General features: G+C 67.9%; 24 protein-coding genes. 8 read left to right on the top strand and 16 right to left on the bottom strand.

Features of this window, described 5'->3' with window-relative positions:
* Window positions 1-12: 12 nt before the first annotated feature.
* Both DIZ26_RS28100 and DIZ26_RS28095 read right to left on the bottom strand, forming a co-directional pair.
* Window positions 13-651: an SDR family NAD(P)-dependent oxidoreductase gene (locus DIZ26_RS28100; RefSeq protein ID WP_112246823.1), complete on the bottom strand. Its 639-nt coding sequence runs from the start codon at window positions 649-651 to the stop codon at window positions 13-15.
* Window positions 652-705: 54 nt separating this feature from the next.
* The gene (locus tag DIZ26_RS28095; RefSeq protein ID WP_232828643.1) at window positions 706-1,557 is read right to left on the bottom strand and encodes a tryptophan 2,3-dioxygenase; all 852 of its coding nucleotides are present in this window, start codon (window positions 1,555-1,557) and stop codon (window positions 706-708) included.
* A gap of 131 nt (window positions 1,558-1,688) precedes the next feature.
* Here DIZ26_RS28095 and DIZ26_RS28090 point away from each other — a divergent pair, with 131 nt between their 5' ends.
* The 3 genes from DIZ26_RS28090 (at window position 1,689) to DIZ26_RS28080 (ending at window position 4,470) form a co-directional block, all read left to right on the top strand.
* Complete coding sequence (locus DIZ26_RS28090) at window positions 1,689-2,255, top strand: hypothetical protein (protein ID WP_112246821.1); 567 nt, start codon at window positions 1,689-1,691, stop codon at window positions 2,253-2,255.
* A gap of 131 nt (window positions 2,256-2,386) precedes the next feature.
* Window positions 2,387-3,853: a glycoside hydrolase family 76 protein gene (locus DIZ26_RS28085; protein ID WP_112246819.1), complete on the top strand. Its 1,467-nt coding sequence runs from the start codon at window positions 2,387-2,389 to the stop codon at window positions 3,851-3,853.
* A 338-nt stretch (window positions 3,854-4,191) separates the two neighbouring features.
* Entirely contained in the window at window positions 4,192-4,470 is a 279-nt protein-coding gene (locus DIZ26_RS28080) for a hypothetical protein (RefSeq protein WP_112246817.1), read from the top strand.
* Between the two features lie 3 nt (window positions 4,471-4,473).
* Here DIZ26_RS28080 and DIZ26_RS28075 read toward each other — a convergent pair whose 3' ends face one another.
* Window positions 4,474-5,754, bottom strand: a complete 1,281-nt coding sequence (locus tag DIZ26_RS28075) for a hypothetical protein (protein ID WP_112246815.1) — start codon at window positions 5,752-5,754, stop codon at window positions 4,474-4,476.
* Window positions 5,751-6,266 carry a SigE family RNA polymerase sigma factor gene (locus DIZ26_RS28070; protein ID WP_112246813.1) on the bottom strand — a complete coding sequence of 172 codons (516 nt, stop codon included), beginning with the start codon at window positions 6,264-6,266 and terminating at the stop codon, window positions 5,751-5,753. Before DIZ26_RS28070 ends, DIZ26_RS28075 begins: the two co-directional genes overlap by 4 nt.
* A gap of 109 nt (window positions 6,267-6,375) precedes the next feature.
* On the opposite strand from DIZ26_RS28070, the gene DIZ26_RS28065 reads away from it, so the two are divergent.
* The gene (locus tag DIZ26_RS28065; protein WP_112246811.1) at window positions 6,376-6,873 is read left to right on the top strand and encodes a DUF2505 domain-containing protein; all 498 of its coding nucleotides are present in this window, start codon (window positions 6,376-6,378) and stop codon (window positions 6,871-6,873) included.
* 105 nt (window positions 6,874-6,978) lie between these two features.
* Complete coding sequence (locus DIZ26_RS28060) at window positions 6,979-7,173, top strand: hypothetical protein (protein WP_112246809.1); 195 nt, start codon at window positions 6,979-6,981, stop codon at window positions 7,171-7,173.
* Between the two features lie 4 nt (window positions 7,174-7,177).
* On the opposite strand, the gene DIZ26_RS28055 is transcribed toward DIZ26_RS28060, so the two are convergent.
* Window positions 7,178-8,047, bottom strand: a complete 870-nt coding sequence (locus tag DIZ26_RS28055; RefSeq protein WP_112246807.1) for an alpha/beta fold hydrolase — start codon at window positions 8,045-8,047, stop codon at window positions 7,178-7,180.
* A gap of 148 nt (window positions 8,048-8,195) precedes the next feature.
* Between DIZ26_RS28055 and DIZ26_RS28050 the strand changes: the two genes are divergently transcribed.
* Window positions 8,196-8,834, top strand: coding sequence for a TetR/AcrR family transcriptional regulator (locus tag DIZ26_RS28050; protein ID WP_112246805.1), 639 nt, complete (start codon window positions 8,196-8,198; stop codon window positions 8,832-8,834).
* 122 nt (window positions 8,835-8,956) lie between these two features.
* Here the strand turns inward: DIZ26_RS28050 and pruA are convergent, their stop codons facing one another.
* The 5 genes from pruA to DIZ26_RS28025 form a co-directional block, all read right to left on the bottom strand.
* Window positions 8,957-10,669 carry an L-glutamate gamma-semialdehyde dehydrogenase gene (gene pruA / locus DIZ26_RS28045; RefSeq protein ID WP_232828642.1) on the bottom strand — a complete coding sequence of 571 codons (1,713 nt, stop codon included), beginning with the start codon at window positions 10,667-10,669 and terminating at the stop codon, window positions 8,957-8,959.
* 100 nt (window positions 10,670-10,769) lie between these two features.
* A complete protein-coding gene (locus tag DIZ26_RS28040; protein ID WP_112246801.1) occupies window positions 10,770-12,977 on the bottom strand; it encodes a hypothetical protein in 2,208 nt (735 codons plus the stop codon).
* 62 nt (window positions 12,978-13,039) lie between these two features.
* A complete protein-coding gene (ku, locus tag DIZ26_RS28035) occupies window positions 13,040-13,990 on the bottom strand; it encodes a non-homologous end joining protein Ku (RefSeq protein ID WP_232828641.1) in 951 nt (316 codons plus the stop codon).
* A 20-nt stretch (window positions 13,991-14,010) separates the two neighbouring features.
* Entirely contained in the window at window positions 14,011-14,532 is a 522-nt protein-coding gene (locus DIZ26_RS28030; RefSeq protein WP_112246799.1) for a DUF6912 family protein, read from the bottom strand.
* On the bottom strand, window positions 14,529-15,992 hold the full coding sequence (locus tag DIZ26_RS28025) for a WS/DGAT/MGAT family O-acyltransferase (protein WP_112246797.1): 1,464 nt from the start codon (window positions 15,990-15,992) through the stop codon (window positions 14,529-14,531). Before DIZ26_RS28025 ends, DIZ26_RS28030 begins: the two co-directional genes overlap by 4 nt.
* Before the next feature lie 254 nt (window positions 15,993-16,246).
* Between DIZ26_RS28025 and DIZ26_RS28020 the strand changes: the two genes are divergently transcribed.
* A complete protein-coding gene (locus DIZ26_RS28020; protein WP_112246795.1) occupies window positions 16,247-16,735 on the top strand; it encodes a cupredoxin domain-containing protein in 489 nt (162 codons plus the stop codon).
* A gap of 9 nt (window positions 16,736-16,744) precedes the next feature.
* Window positions 16,745-18,082 (top strand): hypothetical protein, encoded by a 1,338-nt coding sequence (locus tag DIZ26_RS28015; RefSeq protein WP_112246793.1) that lies wholly within the window; start codon window positions 16,745-16,747, stop codon window positions 18,080-18,082.
* Here DIZ26_RS28015 and DIZ26_RS28010 read toward each other — a convergent pair.
* The 6 genes from DIZ26_RS28010 to DIZ26_RS27985 all read right to left on the bottom strand — a co-directional run bounded on the left by DIZ26_RS28010 (window position 18,079) and on the right by DIZ26_RS27985 (window position 23,149).
* Complete coding sequence (locus tag DIZ26_RS28010) at window positions 18,079-18,333, bottom strand: hypothetical protein (RefSeq protein WP_112246791.1); 255 nt, start codon at window positions 18,331-18,333, stop codon at window positions 18,079-18,081. The two genes, DIZ26_RS28015 and DIZ26_RS28010, sit on opposite strands and share 4 nt — an antisense overlap.
* Window positions 18,326-19,561 carry a glycosyltransferase 87 family protein gene (locus DIZ26_RS28005; protein WP_232828640.1) on the bottom strand — a complete coding sequence of 412 codons (1,236 nt, stop codon included), beginning with the start codon at window positions 19,559-19,561 and terminating at the stop codon, window positions 18,326-18,328. The genes DIZ26_RS28010 and DIZ26_RS28005 overlap by 8 nt, the downstream gene beginning before the upstream one ends.
* Before the next feature lie 2 nt (window positions 19,562-19,563).
* Window positions 19,564-20,220, bottom strand: coding sequence for an HAD family hydrolase (locus DIZ26_RS28000; RefSeq protein ID WP_112246787.1), 657 nt, complete (start codon window positions 20,218-20,220; stop codon window positions 19,564-19,566).
* 89 nt (window positions 20,221-20,309) lie between these two features.
* Window positions 20,310-21,098: a DUF4097 family beta strand repeat-containing protein gene (locus DIZ26_RS27995; RefSeq protein WP_112246785.1), complete on the bottom strand. Its 789-nt coding sequence runs from the start codon at window positions 21,096-21,098 to the stop codon at window positions 20,310-20,312.
* Between the two features lie 120 nt (window positions 21,099-21,218).
* Window positions 21,219-22,487 carry an AAA family ATPase gene (locus DIZ26_RS27990; RefSeq protein WP_112246783.1) on the bottom strand — a complete coding sequence of 423 codons (1,269 nt, stop codon included), beginning with the start codon at window positions 22,485-22,487 and terminating at the stop codon, window positions 21,219-21,221.
* Window positions 22,487-23,149, bottom strand: a complete 663-nt coding sequence (locus DIZ26_RS27985) for an SAF domain-containing protein (RefSeq protein ID WP_112246781.1) — start codon at window positions 23,147-23,149, stop codon at window positions 22,487-22,489. The genes DIZ26_RS27990 and DIZ26_RS27985 overlap by 1 nt, the downstream gene beginning before the upstream one ends.
* Window positions 23,150-23,224 lie beyond the last annotated feature (75 nt).

Below are 23,224 nucleotides of genomic sequence, written 5' to 3'. Positions count from 1 at the left end.
GCTGTCGGCAAGTCAAAGCACGACTTCGTGCGTCCAGTCGGCCCGCGACTGAGCATGCAAGCGCCAGTAGTGCTCTGCGATGTCCTCTGGATCCCAGAGTGATCCGGGCGCGACCCCGCCACCAACCGTCACGGTCGCGGCGTGGAGCCCTGCAGCGCCGTACTGCTGGTCGAGCATCGTCACGAGCGATCGCACCCCCGCCTTGCCGAGAGACAGGCTCAAGTAGCCGGCCTTCGGCTGCGGCATCCCGCCGGTGATGATGAACGTGCCGCCGCCGCGCTCGACCATCGCCGGTACGACGTGCGCCGCGGTGGTGATCGCACCGACCACGTTGACCGCCCACGCGTCCAACTGCTGCTGGGCGCTCAGGTCGCCGATCGCATCGGCTTGGATCACCGCCGCGTTGTAGACGACCACGTCGGGGACGCCGTGTTCCGCGACGATCCGGTCGAGCGCCGCCCGCAGCCGGTCCTCGTCCGTACTGTCCGCCGCGACGGCGAGCACCTCAGCGCCCGCCAGCGCATCCGCGGCGAGCTTCAGTTTCTCCTCGGACCGCGCGATCAGCCCTGCGCTCATCCCTTCCCGGACGAACCGTCCGGCCACCGCGACACCGATCCCCGGCCCAACTCCGACAACAACGACTCCGCCCATCCCCCGACCCTAAAGCCTGCCCCCGAGGTCAAGGTCAAGAGTGGGATCGGCCAGCTACAGCGAAGTGCGGAGGTGCCAGAGGTCGGGGTAGTAGCGGAGGTCGAGGCGGGAGCGGAGGTAGCCGGCGCCGGAGGAGCCGCCGGTGCCTGGTTTGGTGCCGATCATGCGCTCGACCATGACGACGTGGCGGGCGCGCCAGGCGGCAGCGAGTTCGTCGTGCTGGAGCAGCGCTTCGGCTAGTTCCCAGGTGGCGGCGTACTGCGCGCGGTCGTTCGCCACCGTCTGCAGGGCCTTGCGCAGGTCTTCGTCGGAGCCGACGGAGAACCCCGCGTTCTTGAGCACGACGAGGAAGGCCTCCCACAACGTCGGCTCCTCCAACCGCCGTTGCAGCCGCACCTTCTCGTCCTCCGACAAACCGCGGAAGCGCTTCACGAACGACGGATCCTTGGCCCCGGACAGGAACTCGATCTCGCGGAACTGCACCGACTGGAACCCGCTCGCCGGTGACAACCGGTGCCGGAACTCACCGAAGTCCTGCGGCGTCATCGTCTCCAGGATGTCGACCTGCTGGGTGAGGGTCCGTTCGATCGTGTGCACCCGGCGGAGCAGATGCTGGGCGAGCCAGAGTTCGCCGGCCAGCATCGCGTCGCGGGACGCGGTCAGCTCGTGCAGGACCTGCTTGAACCACAGCTCGTACACCTGGTGGATGGTGATGAACAGCAGTTCGTCGTGCGCGGGCGGATCGGACTCCAGCCGTTGCTGGTCGAGCAGAAGCCCCAGCCGCAGGTAACTACCGTAGGTGAGCCGGCCGCCTTCTTCGCCGAAGTTGACGTCGACCCCGTCCCATCGCCCGGTCACCGCTTCGCCGCCGGTACCGGCTCCCTCTGTCTCGCTCGCGCTGGTCACGAGGCCGAGGATAACCGTCTCACGGAGAGTGAACGCACGCAGCGAAAATCACGATCAGGGTGACCGCAGCCGGAGTCGCTCGTTGCTTTGGAAGAGAGTTTGTTCGGGCAACGAGGAGCGGCGAGCCGGTCATGAGCGACACCACCACCCTGCAAAGGCCTCTGCTGACGGCCTGCTCCCCGATCAGCCCGGCCGATGTCGCAGCGATCAGCCCGGCCGATGCCGAGGCGGCTCTGCTCGACAACTACCCCGAGTTGGTCCGCATCGCCTGCGCCCTGCTGCCCGCGTACGGCGGACGCCATCGTCGCGTCATCGCCGCGCACGGCGTGGTGCAGCGCGCGCTCCCCGACCACCGCCGCCTCGAAAGGCTTCTGCGTGGCGCCACCGACGCCAGGTCGTTCGTCCGCGACCGCGTGCGGCAGGAAGCCATCAAACAAGCACAAGCCCGTAGGCCGTGGTGGTTGCTGCCGCAGGTCTGGGGACTTCGCTTCCTCGCGATGTTCGAAGCACCCGCCGACACGTCGTTCGACCCGTGTTCGCTCCGCCCGGTTCGTCGTACCGAGCTGGCCCGCCGCAACGCCTGCGGCCGCACTGTCGCGATCCTCGTGACGTCCCTGCTGGCCATCGGAGTCTTGGCAACACTCATCGCGGACGCAGTCGACCAACCGAAGGCCGGCACCTCCATCACCCACCGCTGAGCCCGTTGCCGCTCGCCGGTTGTCTCACGTTTCCCCGCATCTTCCATCACGCGACGTATTGACCCGTTCGCAAAACGGGTCCTACCTTTCGATGGAAGCGCTCTCTTCCTACCGCCCCAGGGAGAACGACCATGATCGTCGCAGCCATCACCACTGCCCTGCTGACAGCGTTGTCGCTTCCGGCCGGCGCGCCATCTCCCCCAGTTCCCTCCACTCCGGCGGTGCCGATGAAGTCGAGCGCGACCATCTGCAACAAGTACTGCGACGCCCGCGACCCCGCGCTCTCCCCCGGCGACCGCATCCCGGTCAGCGCGACGATCTTCGGCCGCACGCTCCGGCTGCACTTCGACGACGCCGACGCGATGGGCTGGGCCTCGATCGAGAACGGCAGTCCCGGCGACGAGGTGTGGCTGGACCGCTCGATGGACGGCGGCCGCAGCTGGTCCGGCGGCAGCCGCCTCGGCAACACCGCGATCCCGTCCGGCCAGAGCGGCTGGCGAACCCTGATGTACAACGTCGACGACTGGAACAACCTCGGCGTCGGCGCTCTGCGCGCCTGCGGCAAGGCCGGCGATCGCCCCGACATCGCTTGTACCGCGTGGGCCCGGACCACCTGGAACGCGGGCGACCGGCGTACGGCGGCCGCGACCGCGCAGATGCAGTTCTACAACCTCTCCACCGGCAGGTTCGACACCACCGGCTGGTGGAACACCGCCAACGCGCTGAACGCGATCATCGACAACGCGCGCATCACCGGGATGCCGAGCTACAAGTACGCGATCGCCAAGACCTATGACCTCAACGTCAACGCGGCGGAAGGGCAGTTCCGCAACGACTACATCGACGACACGGGCTGGTGGGGTCTCGCGTGGATCGCGGCCTACGACCTGACCGGCGAGTCCCGCTATCTCCAGACTGCGAGAGCCGACGCCGACCACATGGCGGCGTACTGGGACGGCACCTGCGGCGGTGGCGTCTGGTGGAGCGAGGCGAAGACGTACAAGAACGCGATCTCCAACTCGCTCTATATCCAGCTGAGCGCCGCTCTGCACAACCGGATCGCCGGCGATACGACGTACTTGCAACGGGCGCAGAACGGGTGGACCTGGTTCCAGCAGACCGGGATGGTCAACAGCTCGCACCTGGTCAACGACGGCATCAATCTGTCCACCTGCAAGAACAACGGCGACACGGCGTGGACCTACAACCAGGGCGTGCTGCTGGGCGCACTCACTGAGTTGTCGAGGGCAACGAACAACACGGCGTACCTGACCACTGCGCGGCAGATCGCCGACGCGGCGACGACGTCGAGCAGCCTCAACACCTCGGACGGAATCCTCAAAGAGCCGTGCGAATCGGGCGACTGCGGCGGTGACGGTCCGACCTTCAAGGGCGCCCACGTCCGCGGCCTCGGCAAACTGAACGCGGCCCTGTCCGACCACCCCTACACGACCTACCTCCGCCGCAACGCCGACCGCGCCTTCGCCGCCGACCGCACCCCCATGGACCAGTACGGCCTCCGCTGGTACGGCCCCATCGACAAACTGGACGCCGCCCGCCAACAAAGCGCCCTGGACCTGATGAACGCCACCCCTTAAGGCTCCCGCCCGCGCGCGCTCCTTCGTCGCCCGCTCCCCACCCCCAGCTACGGCGCTCCTTCGCCGCCCCTCCGCTGCCTCGCTCTGGGCCTGCCCCCGATTGCTCAGGTCGCTCGCGATATCGCACCCATTCGATCGAGCATCGAGCTTCCTCCAGTTCACCTGCTGTCTGATGACCCCGGTGGGTTCTACGTTGCTCGGTGTGGCGGCTCGGCGGGCGACTTTGATCAACGTGTACAGGAAATCCACCGACTGCATCTTCAAGTTGGTGTTGGTCTTGGATGCGCACGGCGGAGAGAAAGGCGTCTCGTTCACCGAGTCCTACGACTACGGGGCCGTTGGCCGACGACGCGGGGCGGGAGTACGGGTACACGGCGTACTCGCCGTATTCGTCCATCGCAGCCCTCACCACGTTCCTCGAGCGGCATCTCGACCACATCGCGCCGGGAGACACTCCCGAGGAGCAGTTGGTGTGGTGCTTCACGGAGCTGGTCGCGCGCGGTGAGCTCCGGGAAGACAGGCCGCTGCAGTTCAACTATTCGCAGGTGCTGGCGTGGTTCGAGGCGGCCGGGGTGCCGGCCGCCTCGGATACCTGGTCGTGGATGAATTCGGTCTGAGAGTTACTTGTCCAGTTCGGGATCGGTGAGGAGGGTGAGGATCTGGTCCTTGGTGAGCGCGCCGGCTGGGACCTTGTTGCCGGGGTAGAGGATGCGGACGTGGGCGGAGTCGCCGTCGGGCTGGAGGTAGGTGCCGCCGATCACGTACATCGGGCCGCCCTGATAGGTCATCGCCCGCTCGCCGAACATCACCTTCTTCCCGTTCGGCAGGGTGATCGGACTGCAGGCGACCATGATCGACAGCTGTTGATCACAAGGGCTGACGCCGGTCGACGCGTCGACACCGACCTCGATCGTCGCCGACACCGTGCCCCGCTGCCAGCTCAGGCTGTAATCGACCTGCTCCGTGACCTTCTCCAACTGACCGCCGGTCAGCGTGCCGCCCGGCACCGCCCGCGCCACCGCCGCGCGGAACTCCTTCGCCGACGGGTAGAAGCCCTTCAGCGCGTTCTCGTGATTCTGCTCGTTCCCGGTCAGCTTCGGCAGGTTGAGCCGGTCGTCCTGGACGAGCGCGAGCAGCATCTGATCGGTGATACCCAGGTCGTGCACGGGAATCTCGGTGTTGTTACCGAACAAGGTGCTGACCGAGACGCTGACCCATTCGCCGTCCGGCTGCTGGTACAGCACATCCGCGGCATCGCCCTTGCGACCGAGTTGTGCCGTCCGGCCGTTCGGCAGATTGACCGCGTGACAGGTCATCCGGGGCTCGGAAGTCGTGCCACACGCCCGGGGCGTCCTGTTCTTCGGCTCGATCGAGAGAGCGACGTAGCCCTCGGCTCCCATCTGGCCCGGCATCCGCCAGCCGATCCGGTTCCCGCCGCTGAGGATGGTGCCGAGCTGCCGATCGACCTTGAACCCGCCCGAGCTGAAGTCCAGGTGCACCTTCTGCGGATCGAGATGGGCGTAGATGGCGGCGTTCAGGTTCCGGACGAAGACCGCATCCGCACCGGACCCTTGCACCGGAGTGGCCGGTACCGGCTTGTCGCCCGTGGTGCCGGGGCCAGGGCCGATGCTGGTCGGCGGGATGCTCGGAGTCGACGACTGGCCGGCGACCGGGCCGGTGTCGGGTTGCGGGCTTGCGTTCGGGGTCAGCCAGCTCGTGACACCCACAGCCAGTACGGCGACTGCGGCCGTTGCACCGAGCACGCTGCCGGCCAGTACGCGGCGGCGGCGGAGCCGGCGGTGGCCGGCCGCGACATCGTCTTCGAGTGCTCTCGGCAACAGATCGTCCTGCGCGGCCGCAGCCGCCGTGAGGCGTTGCTGCAGCAGGTTCTCGTCGATCATCGGTCGTTTCCTCCAACGGCCCCGAACTGCGGGGCCAGCAAGTCGTTGAGGCGCGCGAGCGCGCGCGAGTTCTGGCTTTTCACCGTGCCGGGACTGCACTGCAGGTCGCCTGCGGTCTCCTCGATGGACATCCCGAGGAAATGCCGCAGGATCACCACCCGGCGCTGGCCGAGCGGCAACGTCGCCAATGCGTCCATCAGCGCTGTTCTGTCCTCGACCCCCGGGCCTGGCGCGACCTGCGGATCCAGGCCTTCCAGCCCGGACTCCTCGCGGCGCCACGGCCGGCGGCTCTCGTCGATACCGGAGTTCACCAGGATCCGGCGTACGTAGGCATCGACGTTGCCGGTCCGTTGGACCCGCGGCCAGGCGACGTACAGCTTCATCAAGGCTGTCTGGACCAGGTCCTCGGCCTTGTGCACGTCTCCGCAGAGCAGATAGGCGATCCGCCGGAGCTGGGTTCTTCGTTGCACGACGTACTCGCTGAACTGTTCGTCGCGTCCCGTCTCAGCCATCCACTGTCCCCTCGATCGTCCCGTCACCGATGAATACGGAACTCTCAGGCGTGAGGTTGTCAGGCTCTCTCGACGATGGTGACCGACGGGTAATGCCATGATGTCGGCCATGGAGCTGAAGATGTCGGCGTCGTACGACGCGACCCCTGAGGAAGTATTCGCCATCGTCACGGACGCCACGTTCCGCGAGCAGGCCTGCGAGAAGACCAAGGCCCTGTCGTACGACGTGAAGGTCACCACGTCGGGCGGCGACACGGTGGTGCGGGTGCAGCGCGAGATGCCGTCGGACGACGTACCGGACATCGCCCGCAAGTTCGTCGGCCAGACGCTGACCGTGGTGCAGACCGAGACCTGGCACCCGGCGAACGCGGACGGCTCGCGCAACGCCGACGTGAAGGGCGAGATCGCCAACACCCCGGTGACGCTCAAGGGCACGGCCACGATCAGCTCCACCGGCGGCGAGACGGTTCAGGCCATCGACCTCGACGTGAAGGTGTCGGTGCCGCTGATCGGCCGCAAGATCGAGCCGTTCGTCGTCGAGGCGATCCGCAAGGGCCTGCAGAAGGAACACGAACTCGGCCGCGACTGGCACGACGGCACCAACTGAGCCGGCCGGCGACTGGTCGCTGGTGACCGCCGTGTCGCTGCGCTGAGTCCGCGCCCTCCGGTGGCACTCTGAAAAAGACGAGTTGCCACCGGAGGTGAGCCTGCTATGCGGAAACGCCGGACCGTCGCGCAGTCGGAGGATTCGCAGTACTGCGTCTTCTGCGACGCTGTCATGCTCTTCGAGCGGATCGAGGCGGCCGATCACCCGGTGGACGATCCCGCCGGCGAGTGGATCTGCGTCAGTTGCGGCACCGCCTTGCTGATCGGGCCGCCCTTGCAGTACCTCCACCACACCGCCTGAGGAGTTACAGCGGCGGACCGAAGCCGCAGATCACCGGGTGTGCGTGCGCAGGATCCAGGGCGTTCGCGACCAGTTGGGCGACGCTCGGGTCGAAGGCGAGGCCGACATGGCCGACCGGGTCGAGCGGGCAGGAGTCCTGGACGTATTCGTTGCGTACGCCGGGCTCGCGGATGAACGAGGTCTCGTGCGGCGTGACCAGCGCATCGAAGCGCGACGCGATCACCGTGTACTTCACCCCGGGCTGAGCAATCGGGCCCGCGGTCAGCTTCTGTACTTCGGAGCCGCCGACGATGATCTCGTCGCAGGCGGGGCAGCCGAAGCCGCGGAGTACCTGGTCGACCTGGGTCCGCAGACCGAGATAGTCGCCGACGCTGACCAGCCCGGCGAACGTCGTACCGTGCGTGGGTGGCGCGAGTGCGACGACACTGGCCACCTTGCCTGCGTACCCGCGGATCTTCGGACCGTAGATGCTCTGGAAGCCGCCCTCCGAATGTCCGACGATGCTCACCTTCGCGGCGCCGGTCGCCGTCCGGACCCGGTCGATGAAGGCCTCGATCTCGGCGGCGGACTGAACCACCGAGACGGTGCCCCCCACCGGGATGGCCGGAGTCGCCTGGCCGTAGGTGAGGGTGAAGGCGCAGTAGCCCTTTGCAGCGAGGAAGGGCCCGAGGTACGAGTAGTTGCCCGGGCCGTTGCCGCCGAGGCCGTGCAGCAGGACCAGGGGTTCCGGGTGCGCGGCGGAGGGCTTGCAGGACCAGTCGTCGAAGCCTGCGGCTGTCGTTGTCTGGGTGGCGGCAGTGGCCGCCGTGGTCGAGGTGGCGAGCATCGCGGTGGCCACGAGGGCCAGGGCGGCTCGCCTGAGGACTTTGCTCATGGCGGCTCCCGGGATGGCGTACAGTCCTGTGCCTGAGGGTAGTGACAGGATGACGGACAGTTGAGCACGGGTTCGGGTTACGAACAAGACCTCGTGTTCATAACAGACCGATTGGTTACCGGGCGTGGCAGCCGGGTAACGTGCACGCATGGGGCGACTGATCAGAGGACTGGACGCGGACGAGCGCCGAGCGGAGCGCCGCGAGCAACTCCTCGACGCGGCCCTCGATCTGTTCGCGACGAACGGCTACCTCAACACGACCATCGAGCAGATCTGCACGACGGCGTTCATCGGCACGAAGAGCTTCTACGAGGTCTTCGAGAACCGTGAATCCTGCTATCTGGCCCTGCTGCAGCGCACGTCCGAGCGGCTCGAGGCCGACATGATGGCCGTCGCCCAGCAGGGTGTCGGCAACGAGAAGCAGGCGGTCCCCTCGTTGATCGCCGCCTTCGCGCACGCGCTGGTCGACGATCCGAGGGTCGCCAAGGTCACCTTCGGGATCGCCGCGGGCATCTCGGAGACGGTCGAGCGCCAGCGCCGGGCGAACCGCCGCTGGGCAGCCGGTTTCCTCGAAAGCATCTGGGACCGGTACGACGAGGTGCCGGTGCGCGACCCGGCCGACAAGCGGATGCGGCACGCGGTCGCGATCGGCCTGGTCGGTGGCCTGTTCGACCTGATCTCCGACTGGCTCCTGGACGCGAACCTCAAGTCCGCCACCCAACTCGAAGCCCTCATCGACGACATGACGACCTTCTACATCGTCGTCCGCCGAGGCCTAGGCACCTAACCCGACCCCGGCGTCCGCCCGTCAGCCCTGGTCGGGCCTCCCACCACGCCTTGCGTCCCTTTGCAGGCCGTCAGTCCTGGTCGGGCCTCCCACCACGCCTTTCTTCCTTCCCTTTTGCAGGGTCAGCCCTGGTGCGGGTAGCGGTAGTCCGTGGGGGGCGCGAAGGTCTCCTTGATCGAGCGCGGGCTGGCCCAGCGGATCAGGTTCCACATCGAGCCGGCCTTGTCGTTCGTACCGCTGGCCCGGGAGCCGCCGAACGGCTGCTGCCCGACGACCGCGCCGGTCGGCTTGTCGTTGACGTAGAAGTTGCCCGCCGCGAACCGCAGGTAGTCGCTCGCCTCCGCCACCGCGTGCCGGTCCTGCGCGATGACCGCACCCGTCAGCCCGTACGCCGCCGCGCTCTCCATCTGCCGCAGGACCTTCGAGTAGTCACCGTCCTCGTACACGTGCACGGCGAGGATCGGCCCGAAGTACTCCGTCGTGAAGATCTCGTCGGTCGGGTCGTCGGAGACCAGCAGCGTCGGCCGGACGAAGTACCCCTCGCTGTCGTCGTACGTGCCACCGGCCAGCACCTCGATCGCGTCGACCTGCTGAGCCCGGTCGAGCGCAGCCTTGTGCTTGCCGAACGCGCGGTCGTCGATGACGGCACCGATGAAGTTGGACAGATCGGCGACATCGCCCATCGTCAGCGAGTCGGTCTCCGCCGCGATCTCGTCGCGGATCTTGCTCCACACGCTGCGGGCGACGTACGCGCGGCTCGCGGCCGAGCACTTCTGGCCCTGGTACTCGAACGCGCCGCGGACCATCGCGGTCTTCACGACGGCGGGATCGGCCGACGGGTGCGCGAGGATGAAGTCCTTACCGCCGGTCTCGCCGACCAGCCGCGGGTAGGTCTTGTAGCCGGCGATGTTCTGCCCGACCGTGGCCCACAGGCTCTGGAAGGTCTTGGTCGAACCGGTGAAGTGGATACCGGCCAGGTCGGGGTGGGTCAGCGCGGCCTTGCTGACGTCGATGCCGTCACCGGTGACCAGGTTGATCACGCCGGCCGGCAGTCCGGCCGCCTCGAACAACCGCATCGTCCAGTGCGCCGCGAACTGCTGGGTCGGCGACGCCTTCCACACCACGGTGTTGCCCATCAGCGCGGGCGCGCTCGGCAGATTGCCGGCGATGGCGGTGAAGTTGAACGGGGTGATTGCGTAGACGAAGCCCTCGAGCGGGCGGTAGTCGGTGCGGTTCCACACGCCGGGCGAGGAGACCGGCTGGTCGTTGAGGATCGTGCGCGCGAACGCGACGTTGAAGCGCAGGAAGTCGATCAGCTCGCAGGCCGCGTCGATCTCGGCCTGCTGGACCGTCTTCGACTGACCGAGCATGGTGGCCGCGTTGAGGGTGTCGCGCCAGGGACCGGCCAGCAGGTCGGCCGCCTTGAGGAAGATCGCCGCGCGGTCGTCGAAGGACAGCGCCCGCCACGACGGCGCCGCCGCCAGCGCCGCGTCCACCGCAGCCTTGCCGTCGGCCTCGGTCGCGTTGCCCAGCGTGCCCAGCACGTGGGCGTGCTTGTGCGGCTGGACGACGTCGATCCGCGCACCGCCGCCGAGCCGCTCCTCGCCGCCGATCGTGCAGGTCAGCTCGATCGCACCGGCCGCGTTGAACTCCTTGACCTTCGCCTCCAGGCCGGCCCGCTCGGGCGAGCCGGGCGCATAGCCACGGACGGTCTCGTTGACAGGTGTCGGGACGGCGGTGACGGCATCCATGGTGCGGTGCTCCTCGATCAGCTCAGGTGTACGCCGGGACTGGACAGCGGGTCGCGCGGGGATCGCCCACGCAGGTCCGCGCACCCCTCATGCTGCCACGCGAAACCCGCAGACCACGAACCCGACTGGTCCGGTCAAGGTAATTATCAACGACGCTTACACCCCTGGCACCACCGGCCCGGCGTCAGGTGACCCGAACCGTCCCCGCGATCGGATGAGTGGCATTGGTCCACCACCGCAGCGTCCCGTCCGAGTCACTCCCCGTCAACGTCCACGAATAGGTCCCCTTCGCCACCAGATGCCCCGCCGAGTCGAGGCCGTTCCAGCCGGGACGTGCCGAGCCCACGGTGGTCGGACAGGTGAGCACCCGGCGCACCGTAGTACCGGATCTGATCGTCAGCAGACACGTCGTGAGCGCCTTGCTGATCGGAAACTCCGGCCGCCACGCACCGGCGGACGGTGTGAACGACGCCGTTGCGATCCTGTTGCCCAGGTACCGCGGGGGCGCCACGAACGACGAATTGGCCGTGATCTTGGCGACACCGTCCGGACCGACCCGGCCCAGCGTCTCGTCGTGGACGGCGAACCGGGCGCTGCCCCAGATCGGGCCGACGACACCGGTCGCCGTGGTGCCGAGGCGCAGCACCTTCAGAGTGCCCGTCGACGGGAAGTTGCCGACATATTCGTCGTACACGACATGGCCGCCGGACATCACGAGCTGCCGGGTGCTCTGGGTGGTGATCCGTACTGCGGCGGTCCTGGTCGCCATGTTGCGGAAGGCAACAGTCGACGCGTCACAGTAGACCTGCGAACCGGCGACACAGGTCGACCAGGAGACGTAGTCGTCGTGCACCGCGACGTTCGTCACCGGAGGTCCGCCTGCTGCCTTCACCTGGACGAGAGCGTTGCTCGACAGATCCCTTCTCCAGATCGCATTCCCGTTGTCTGCATAAGCGAGGTAGTTGGCCCACAGCGCTGCCGGCTTGTAGGGAACCGGCCCGGTCACGGTAGCGCTCACACCGTTCGCCGCGCTGTACAGCATCGGTACCGGCGGATCGTAGAGCGGGAAGCAGGCAGCCATGTCGCAGCCCTCACCGCGGTACTTCGCCTTCCACCAGAGCATTCTCGTCCCCGACAACTGGAGGTTGCCGTCGACGATCGCCACCTTCACAGCGGCGTCGAAGACCTTCGTCTTGACGCCACCGTCGACACTCAGCCAGACGTCCCCGGCGCCGTCCACGTACGCCGTACGCCGGCCGTCTCGCGCGATCCGCCCACCACGCTCGGCCTGCGCGATCCGAGTTTGCGCAGAGACCGTGATCGTGGTTCCTGACCGGCTGTAGCCGCGCTGGTTCACCGAGTCCTTGGGGAGTTGGTCGTCCGCGTACGCGACGCCACCGGCGCCCAACGCGACCGACTTCGCGAACGCGGGCAGCAGCGCGACGTCCGCGATCCTGGTCCGTGCGGTGGTCGGATCAACAGCCTGCGCCGTGACGATTCCCTGCGGCAAATCGAAGTACAGGCGACTGCCGCCGCTGAAGACGTTGTGGGTGCCGGTCAGCTGGTGCACCGTCCCGTCCGCGTCGATGGAACCGCTCGAACATCCGCCGTTCAGATAGCAGGCACCCCAGCCGGTGGTCGCGCCGGCGATGGCTGTCGAGGTTGCCAGGGCATTGACCGTGCTGACGACGAGCGGGGCGGAGCCGTCGGTCTTGGCCCTGAGCACATACGACTTGGTCAGGCCGGTGTAGTCCAGCGCGGCCCAGGTCAGCGTCGTACCACGTAATGCGAGGCCGCCGAGGTACTTGTTGTGCCCGCCGTCGTCGATCACCCGCGGATGCGCCGCATCGGCGTACGAGTGGTAGATCAGTCTGCGTCCGCCATCGCCGTCGAGGCTCAGCTGGACAACGAATCCGGTCTCGTCGGCGACCACGACCTGGCCTTCATGCGCGTACTGCGTGGTCTTCCGGCAACCGGAGGAGCTGAGCTCGACCCGCTCGGCCTCGGCGCTGATCCAGCCGAATGCGGTGATCGCGACCGGATCCGGGATGAAGTCGTCACAGACCTGGTCGACCGGTGTTCCGACGACCTGGTACCGCCGGTCGCTGGAGTAGCTGAAGATCCTGTTCCCAGCCATCCGGTTGTACGACTGAGGCACCTGGTACGCCGCGGCGCCGGCTGGTTTGACCCAGGTCGTCACCTGTTCGCCGGCCCACTCGTCGCTCCCGGTCACCCGGTAGAGCACCCCGGCCGACGAGGCCCCGAGCAACTCGACGGTCGGCACCCGGAACGGAATCCGATCCAGATCGACCGCTCCGGCAGTGCTCGCGGTACCGGTGCAGAGCACCAGCGCGACCGACCCACCCAGCAGGCAACGCAGCAGTTTGCGCATCGTGATGATCCTTCCCCTCGATCATCACGATGCGCAGGGACAGCCAGAAGTTGCGATCCGCGTCAGGCGGACTTCTTGGCTGTCTTCTTTGCTGCGGTCTTCTTGGCGGGGGCCTTCTTGGCGGCTGCCTTCTTTGCCGGTGCCGCCTTCTTGGCGGGTGCTTTCTTGGCGGCTGGCTTCTCGTCGGCGGCGTCGCCCTTGCCGCCGCCGCCTGTGCCGCCACCCGCGCGGCGAGCCTTGGCTGCTTCGACCGAGGCGCGGAGCGCGGCGACCAGGTCGACGACCTCGGCGCCCTCCTGCTCCTCCTCCTCGGCTTCCGGGATCGGCACGCCGGCGGCTTTGGCCTCGACGACCTGCTCGAGCGCGGTCCGGTACTCGTCGTGGTACTGGTCCGGGTCGAACTCGCCGCGCAGGGTGTCGATGTACGACTCCGCCATCGCCTTCTCCTGCTTGCGGATCTCGACGTCCTCCGACGGCGCCGCGAACGACGAGTCGCGAACCTCGTCCGGCCACAGCATCACCTGCAGGACGAGCACGTTGTCGTGCGTGCGCAGCAGCCCCAGCGACTCCCGCGAGCGCAGCGCCACCTTGACCAGCGCATACAGCTCGGAGCCCTCGAGCGCGTCGCGGAGCAGCACGTACGGTTTGGCGCCGGGGCCACCGTCGGCGGCCAGGTAGTACGACTTGCCGAGGTAGAGCGGGTCGACCTGGTCGGCCGGCACGAACTCCAGGACGTCGATGACCTTCTTGCTGGACAGCGGCAGATCGGCGAAGTCCTCCGGCTCGAGCACCACCATCCGGCCGTCGGCCATCTCGTAGCCCTTGCCGATGTCGGAGTACGGCACCTCCTCGCCGCACTCGGAGCAGACCCGCTTGTACCGGATCCGGCCGCCGTCGGCGACATGCACCTGACGGAACGAGATGTCCTTCTCCTCGGTCGCGGAGAACACCTTGATCGGGATCGTCACCATCCCGAACGAGATGGCACCCTTCCAGATCGCCTGCATCGCCATCAGCTCCCTAGCTCAGCCCGTCAAGCCTTCGTTCCCCGCGGTCCCTCGGCGGCCAGCAGATCCGGGATCTCCTGCGTCGCGTACCACAGCAGGTCTTCACCCTCGCACGAGTCGAGGGCGAAAACAGCGTCCTCGTCGCCGTTTCGGGCGGCTTCCCACAGCTCCGCCGCCTTGCCGACCACGTCGGCGGCCCTGGTCGCGTCGAGGTGCACCGCCGCGACCGCCGTCCACGGCACCACCACGTGCAGCTCGAGCTGGGCGTCGCCGAGTTCCATCGTGCCGTTGGCCGGTGGGATCGCGCTCACCTCGCAGGCCACCACCACGCGGCGCCGGGGGGCGTTCGGGTCCGCGGCGAGCAGGCCGACCGACGCGCGGGCCGCCTGCGCCATCGCGGCGTACTCGAGCTCCTCGTCGTCGCCTTCGGTGTACCACTCGCGCAAGGCCGGCGTCACGGCGTACACGGTCAGTGGTGCCGGGCCGAACTCGCCCGCGTGGCAGGCGAGATCGAGGAGCGGGAACGTGCTCGGGATGTAGACCCTCATGAGCCTGCCTTCTTCGGAGTGCGAGGTTTCTTCCGGCCGCGCGCAGCACGGTTCCTGCTCCCCTTGGTGGTGTCCAGCAACTCGTCCAGCGCGTCGGTGACGCACTGGGCGAACACCACCAGGTCCGGCATCGCGGTCCGGTCCGCGTTCAGCCCGAACGAGACCTTGCCGTCGTACGACGTGACGCCGACGGACAGCCCTTGCCCCGGCATCAACGGCACCACCGGGTACGACGCCAGCATCGGCGCGCCTTGTGCATACAGCGGGAACTGGGGGCCGGGCACGTTCGTGATCACCACGTCGTCGATCGGCCGGACGGTCGCGGTGGCGACCCGGGCCGCGAGCGCGTGCAGCGTCGTCGGCGCGAACCCGGCGATCCCGACCAGCGAGCGGGCGCTGACCGCGCGGCCGGTGTCCTTGTGCACCTTGGTCTGGTACGAGATCTGGTGCAGTCGCATCACCGGGGAGTTCTCCCCGACCGGCAGGTTCACCGTCGAGGCGATCACCCGGGAGCCGAGCGAGGTCGGCTCCTCGTCATCGTCGTCACGGATGCTCACCGGCACCACAGCCCGTACGCCGCGGGTCGGGCTGACCGACTCGCCCCGGGTCATCATCCAGGCGCGCAGCGCACCGGCGACCACCGCCAGTACGACGTCGTTCACCGTGCCGCCGTGCATCGCGCGGACCGTCCGGTAGTCCTCGAGCTCGGTCTGGACCGTGCTGAACCGGCGCTGCCCGGACGTCTTGACATGCAGCGACGACTCCTGGACGTGCCGTTGTGCGACCACCGAACCGACCACGTCGCCGAGCACCTCGCGGACCGACGTCGATCCGGTCAGGCTGGCCATCTCGGCGCGTGCCAGCTCCAGCACCGCGGCGGGGTGGCGGGTCGCATCGGCGAACACACCGGCGAGCAACTCGAGCGCGGACGGCGGGTGGGCCGGCTGCCAGGTGTCGGTCGGGGTGTCGCGGGGATGCGCGGTGGAGTCGAGGACTACCTGGCCGATGTCGACCGTACTGTTGCCGTCGACAAGCGCCTGGTGCGACTTCGCGATGATCGCGAACCGGTCTCCCTGCAGCCCCTCGACCAGGTACATCTCCCACAGCGGCCGGGCCCGGTCGAGGCGTCTGGACATGATCCGCGCGACCAGCTCCAGCAACTGGGCATGCGTGCCGGGGCGGGGCAGGGCGGACCGGCGTACGTGGAAGGTCAGGTCGAAGTCCTCGTCGTCGACCCAGATCGGCCCGGCGAACCGGCCCGGCACCTGCTGGATGCGCTGCCGGTACCGCGGGACGAAGGCGATCCGGTCCCTGATCAGCGCGACCAGGCTCTCGTAGTCGAAGCCGTCGTCACCGTGCACCGGCGGCTCGAAGATGTCCACCGTGCCGACGTGCATCGGCGTCGCCGCGCTCTCGGCCTTCAGAAACGTGAGGTCCAGCGATGTCAACCGGTCCGGCATCCGGGTCCTCCCTGTCCTGGTCGTTCCTTGTGCAGTCACCCTAACCGGGTCCGCCGACAGCGGCTCGCGACCTGGCCTGCCACACTGGCTCCGCGTGGCGGCAGTCGCCCTCAGCGATCGTGGCAGAACCGATGGTGCATACCGGGAACACTGGGCCTGGCACGTTCGTCAGGCAAGAGGGCGAGCTGTCGGCCCCGACCACCGACCGCCCTGTTCCTAGTCAGCTGAATCTCTGGTGAAAGGCCCCTCGTCTCATGCGTTCGACGCTCTCCCGCGGCACCGCGCTCGCGCTCCTGCCCGCCCTCGGCATGCTCGTCCTGGCCGGCTGTGGCGGTTCCGACAGCGGTTCGAGCCCCAGCCCGTCGAACACGCCGACGTCGGTCCCGACGTCCGTCCCCACCTCGGCGCCGACCACCGCCACCCCAGGTGGGCCGAAGACGGACACGCCGTCGAACACCGCCGACCCGTCCCATGACCAGGCCGACGTGACCATCAACGTCACCGTTGCCAACGGCAAGGTCAGCCCGAGCGGCGCCAGCATCAAGGTGGCGGCCGGCCAGACCGTGCTGGTCACCGCGGTCTCCGACACCGAAGAGGAACTGCACATCCACGGGTACGACAAAGAGCTCGAGCTCTCTCCGGGCAAGGCGGCCTCGGTCAAGTTCACCGCGAACATGAAGGGCACCTTCGAGGTCGAGACGCACAAGAGCGGCAAGCTGGTCGCCAAGCTCGTCGTCTCCTGATCCGCCGTGATGCCTCTTCTCCTGCCGCTTCTGCTACCACTGCACGGGATCGGCGGCCGCCAGGACCTGCCCATTCCGTTCGGCCTCGCCGTCGGCGGCGCCGCGGTGGCGATCGCGCTGTCGTTCGTCATCCTCGGCTTCGCCTGGCGCAATCCGAAGTACCGCGGCAACGCCTCCGGCAAGCCGTTGCCGGAGGCAATCACACGGACGGTGGACTCGAGCGGGTTCCGCTGGTTCGTCCGGATCGTCGGGCTGGCGATCTTCCTGTACGCGATGGTCGCGCTGATGTTCGGCGTCGACCGGTTGACGAACCCGATCTTCGGCTTCATCTACATCCTGGTCTGGGTCGGCCTGGTACCGATCTCGCTGCTGCTCGGCCCGGTCTGGCGCACGCTGAACCCGCTCCGGACCCTGCACCTGCTGCTGTCGAAGGCGCTGCGTCAGCCGCCGTCCAAGGGCCTGTTCGAACTGTCGCCGCGGCTTGGACTGTGGCCGGCCGCGCTCGGCATCTTCGCGTTCACCTGGCTCGAACTGGTCGCTCCTGACCGCGCCACGCTGCCGGTCCTGCAGGGCTGGCTCGCCCTGTACGTCGTGATCACCATGTTCGGCGCCATCCTGTTCGGCGACCGCTGGTTCTCCACCGCCGACCCGTTCGAGGTCTACGCGACGCTGATGGCTCGGCTGTCCCCGTGGGGTCGCCGTACGGACGGCTCGCTGGTGATCCGCCGGCCACTGGAGAACCTGGACGGCCTGAAAGCACAGCCCGGCCTGGTCGGCATGGTGGCCGCGCTACTCGGCTCCACGGCGTACGACGGCTTCTCGAACTCGACGGCGTGGATCGGCTGGGCGCAGAACACCGACTACTCGATGACGACCCTCGGCACACTGGCGCTGATCTGCTTCATCCTCTTCGTGCTGGTGACGTACTCGAGTGCGACGCTGCTGGCCGGGCGCTTGTCGAGCAGTTCGCGTACTGCGCTGCCGGGGTTGTTCGCGCACTCCGTCGTCCCGATCGCCTTCGGGTACGTCGTGGCGCACTACCTCACCCTGCTCATCCTCGAAGGCCAGCGGACCCTGATCTACCTCAGCGACCCGCTCAGCAACGGCGCCAACATCTTCGGCACCGGCCTCCTCGGCCTCAACACCTCGATCACCAACCACAGCACGGCCATCGCCGTCATCCAGGTGCTCGCAGTCGTCGGTGGCCACCTCATGGGCGTCATCTCCGCCCACGACCGAGCAGTAGCCCTCTTCCCCCGGCACAAAGCCCTAGCCGGCCAACTCCCCCTACTCGTAGTCATGGTCGGCTACACGGTCGGCGGCCTGCTACTACTGTTCTCCGCTTAGTACTGGGCGCCCGGTTTGGGGACGTCGTGGGCCAGGTCGTAGGAGTAGTCACCGTCGTACTCCGGCGTGGCGGTGGCAACGGCCTCGCGCTGCCCGGCGTCACGGGGAGTCTCCGCCGGGCGTCCGACGCCTGCCTCGTGCGCAAGGTCGTACGCGAAATCATGGCCGAGGTCCGGAACGGGCTCTTCGACTACCTCTGGATCCAGCCGCGGATCTGTCGCCGGGCACGGCTCGAACGCTTGATCACTCACCACTGCCCCCTTCCGATCGGTTCCGTCCAGTATGGGCCACCGGCGGCTTGGGCAGGTTGCGGCTGGTGAAAGCCAGGAGCAGGAAGGCGAGCATCCCGAGGATCAGGTGCGAGTTGCCGGGGATGGACTGCCAGAAGCTCCAGGAGAGCTCGCGGTCGTCGCGGTACGGGACCCACCAGATCGACCGCAGTACGAACAGCCCGTACCAAAGGACGCCGGTGACGACCGCCGGGTTCAGGCCCCACTGGCGGTTGACCGCGCGGATCAGGCTGACCCCGAGCGGGATGATCCACACCCAGTGGTGGCTCCACGAGACCGGGGACGCATACAGGACGGCCAGCGCCATCACGGAAATCGCAGTCACGCGCTCGTCCACCAGCCAGAACCGACGGGCCAGCCACAGGACGGCGAGTCCGAAGACGGCCGACAGGACGAACCACGTCGGCTCCACCCAGGACGAGTCGTCGCCGAGCCGGCTGAGGAAGCCCATGAACGACTGGTTGCCGGTGTAGGCCAGGCCGCCGACGCGGTTCGCGTCGCGGATCACGACGGTCCAGTAGTGCCAGGACTGGTTCGGCACCACGGCGAACCCGATCGCCATCGTGGCCAGCAACCCCAGTACGGCGTTGCGGAAGGCGCGCCACTGCTTGGTGATCAGCAGGAAGGCCAGGAACGGCAGCGGCGTCAGCTTCACCCCGATCGTCACGCCGACCCAGAACCCGCGCCACTTCGCCCCGGCCGGCCGGATCAGATCCAGCAAGATCATTGCCGTCAGCAACAGGTTGATCTGGCCGAACTGCAGCGTCTGCCAGACCGGCTCCAGCAGCAACGACGCGGCCGTCAACGCGACGAGGACGACCACCCGCTTCCGCTCCGGGAAGTACGCCCAGGCCGACGCCGGCAGGCTGTTCCGCCAGATCGCGGCGATGCAGAGCACCGAGAGCGTCGTCCAGGCGACGAGCGCGACGCCCCACGGAACGGCCGCCAGCGGCAGCATCGCGATCGCCGCGAACGGCGGGTAGGTGAACGGCAAGCCGGAGCCCGCGAGCTTGGCGTCGTACAGGGATCCGCGGTCGAGCAGCACCGAGCCGCCCATCCGGTACACCCGCAGGTCGATCATCCCGTCGAACAGCCCGTACGCCCAGGCGCCGAGCGCGACCAGGGCCGCGCAGACGAGGACGCCGATGACGATCCGGCGCGGGTTGGTGGTTCGTACAGTGGTGGTCACGCTCACGTCAGCTCTACTCCGAACACCGATTCCAGTTCCTGCCGCGTCTGCTCGTACGACGTGTGGTGGACCGCGGTCATGCCGAGTTCGCGGGCACCGACGATGTTCGGCTCCATGTCGTCGACGAAGACGCACTCGGCCGGGGCGAGCCCGATCCGCTCGGCGGCGAGCAGGAAGATCTCCGGCTCGGGCTTGCGCAGGCCGACCTCACCGGAGATGACGATCTCGTCGAACATCCCGTCCCAGGTTTCGCGCGGGTAGGAGTTCCCCCACGAGTTCGACAGCAGCGCGGTCCGGATGCCGAGCGACCGGGCGCGGCGGATCAGCGCCGACATCTGCGGCTGGTGCTCGAAGTGCGCGAACATCCGCTCGATCAGCCCCTCGGCGGGGACGTTGGTGCCGTCCTCGCGGACCAGCAGGGCGGCGAGTTTGCGCTCGAAGTCCGGTACGGCGAGCTGTCCGCGCTCGAGCGCGTGGATCGGGTTGACCTCGGCCTCGACCGGGCTGGCGCCGAGCCAGCCGACCATCGCGCGGTAGTACGCGTCGAAGTCGAGACCGTCCAGCTCGGCCCAGCGGCGCAGCGCCTCGTCGAGACCGGAAGTGAGCACTCCACCCCAGTCGACCAGGAGGCCACGTGGCACGGGCTTGTCGTCAGACATGCGCGCAAGACTACTCAGGACAAACGGTCCACCTTCCCCCGGTCAAGCCCCGTACTACGGAACGCTGGCGGCCTGATGGGCGGTGAGTGTCAGTTGTCGTAGTCGACGGTCGTGTCGCCGGAGGACGATCTGGCTTTGATCTCCCGGGCGGAGGCCGGGTCGGTTTTCACGGTTGTCTGTTCGTCGCCGCTGCTGGTCTTGGCGTCGACCTTGTAGGTCTCGGCGCCGTCCGGTAGGTGGATCTCGACATCACCCGAGCTGGTCTGCGCCTCGACTTGCTGCGGAGCCAGGTCGAAGGTCAGCTCGACATCTCCGGAACTGCTTTGCCCGGTCACGGCGGAGGCGCTCAGGTTCTCGGCCTTGATGCTGCCCGAGGAGGATTTCAGCGTCACCTGGCCACCGATGTGGTCCACGTCGATGTTGCCCGACGACGACCGTACCGTCGCGCCGCCGGACAGCTCACTGACCTTCAGATCACCGCTGCTGCTCTCGATCGTGACCTTCAGATCCTTCGGCACGGTGATCTCGTAGTGGGTGTCGCACCCGAACGACAGGAACCCACAGCCGGTGTCCTTGAGCTGCAGCTTGCCGTCGCTGTACTCCTCTTTCGGATCCGATCCGAACAGGTTCCGGTTGTACTTCCTGCTGACGGTCACCTCGGAGACGTCCCCGGTCCGCAACTCCACGTCAGCCGAGACCGCCTCGATCGTGATCGCGCTGTTCTCCACCTGGTACGAGCCGTTGCTCGTGCGGCTGTCGTCGGTGAGACCGGTCAAGGCCCAGTACACGCCGCCGAGGATGAGGGCGACCGAGATCGCGATGCCGTACCTGCGCTCGGTGCTCATGGTGCCGGCCGGGCGGCCCTGGACCTCGGACATGCTTCTCCCCTGGTGCTGCGTGGTGCCGGAGCTACTGGCGGTGCGCTCCGTACCGACGGTGCTTGTGGGGTCAACCCTGGCATATCCCGGGCCGCTTGTCGGTGGGGTTTACCCCCATCTTCAACTGAGGAGATCCGCCGTAACCCCGGCTGCGAACCCTTGCATCGCCTTGCGCAGCTTGCTCGATTTCGCCGCGTCGGCCAGGCTGCGCCCGTGCGCCGTCGCGGCATCACAGGCAGCTTGGTCGAACGGCAGCAACGCGGCGGCCTGGACACCGGCGTACCGGCTGAGGGCCTCGGCGACGGCGTCCGCGGGCGCGTTGCCGAGTGGGCCGGAGCGGAGGCGGTTGACCACGACTCGTGGGTTCGCCGAGGGCACGGCTGCGCGCAGCTCGTGGAGTGCCCTGATGAGACGGGTCAAGCCGATCGGGTCCGCAGTACCGACGACTACGACTTCATCGGCCTCTTCGAGCGTTGCCAGCGTTGCGCCGTTGCGGCGGGGTGCGAGCGTGTCGAAGGAGATCTCCTCGTCGCTTTCGATGCAGAAGCCCGCATCGACCACAGTGCAAGGGGCGAGCATCCGGGCGGTGAGCCACACCGACTCGATCGCTGCCGGTCGCAGCTCGGTCCACCGATCGGCGCGGCTGAGTCCGGTCAGCACCAGGAGATGTGGGCTGAGTTGCCGTGCGTGCCGCGCGAGCACGGTCACGTCGAGCGATCCGCCACCCGCTGATCGGGCCGCGGCAGCCAACCCTGAGGTTTCGTCGAGCATGCCGAGCTGCTGGGCCACGGTCCCGCCGTACACATCCGCATCGGCGAGCAAGGTGGGCATCCCTCGCGCTGCCAACTCGGTGGCCAACCCGACTGCGACCGTACTGCGACCTGGTGCGCCGGTTGGCCCCCAGACCGCGATCACTCGGCCCGTCCCTTCGCCGTACGGGCGAGGTGGCTCGCTCGGCGGGGCGTCGCCCTGGTACGGCACGAACCCGCCGGCGAAGTGCGAGACGGTCGCCGGTGGGCCCGACTCGACCGCGTCGACGATCGCCCGGCCGAGGTCCTCGGCACTGACGTCGGCCGGGAGGATCCGCTCGATGCCCATCCGGCTGAGGCGATCCTCGCCGCCGGCGAACTCGCCGTTGTCCGATGGATCGACCATGGCGACCACTGCGATGCGCCGCGAATGCAGCGCGGCGACCGCGTCAGACGTCAACCGTGGAAGGTCTTCTGCGAGCAACACGGCCCTGGCTTGTCCACTGGCGGCCGCTGCCATCACATCGGCGATGTCGACACATCTGCGGACGATCCGGATGCCAGGAGCGCGTTCGGCCCGGCGTACGACGTCTGCCTCCCAGGGTGCACCGGTCACCGCGAGAAGGAGCGGTACGGCCATCAGCGGCCTCGCCGGACGAGCACCGGCTCGCCTGTGCTCATCGCTGCCAGCGCGGCGGGAAGCTTGGGGAGATCCGCAGGATCGAGGCCGACCAGGACCTGCCGACGCGCGGATCCGCCGGCCACCCCCTTGACCGTGTCGACCTGGACCACCCGGATGGTGTCCCACAGTTTCTTGGCCGGTTGCTCCGCGTCCTTGGGGACGACCCAGACATCCACCTGATCACCCGCGGCGGTGTCCCCCGGCAGGCGGCCGGCCGCGATGGACAGCGGCAACTCGGTGCGGTCGTTCTCGGTCTGGGTGACGGCGGCCTCACGCGGTACGAACTCGCCTGCTCCGACTGACCGGACGATGACGAGGCCCTTGAGGTTTGCGGTCGCATCGACGTACCGGCCGGCTTCCTCGTTGCTGGTGAAGCGGACCCGGACAGAGGTGAGGTCGTCGCCGGTGAGCTTGGTGCCGGCGGGGAGATCGCGCTCGGCGGCCCAGACGGTCGTCGTGTCGTCCGCGGACGCGAGCAGCTTGGCACCTGCCAGCGCAGTGATCGCGACCAGCAACACGCCGAGGACCAGCCTGCCGTCCTTCCACCGGGCCCGCCGGTTCCGCACGGTCGGGATGGACGGTGCGGCGAATCCGCTCCGCACCGCGGGATTGTCGGCCACTCGAACTCCCCAGTCATTCGCTGTCATCGCGTGATCGCGCTCAGAGAGCGTCATTCTGCCGTGTCCGCAGGTTCT

The sequence above is a fragment of the Kribbella monticola genome (genome assembly GCF_003261635.1).
GTDB classification, from domain to species: Bacteria; Actinomycetota; Actinomycetes; order Propionibacteriales; family Kribbellaceae; genus Kribbella; species Kribbella monticola.
Note: the sequence above shows the minus strand (reverse complement) of the source record. Positions and strands in the feature narration are given on the sequence as shown.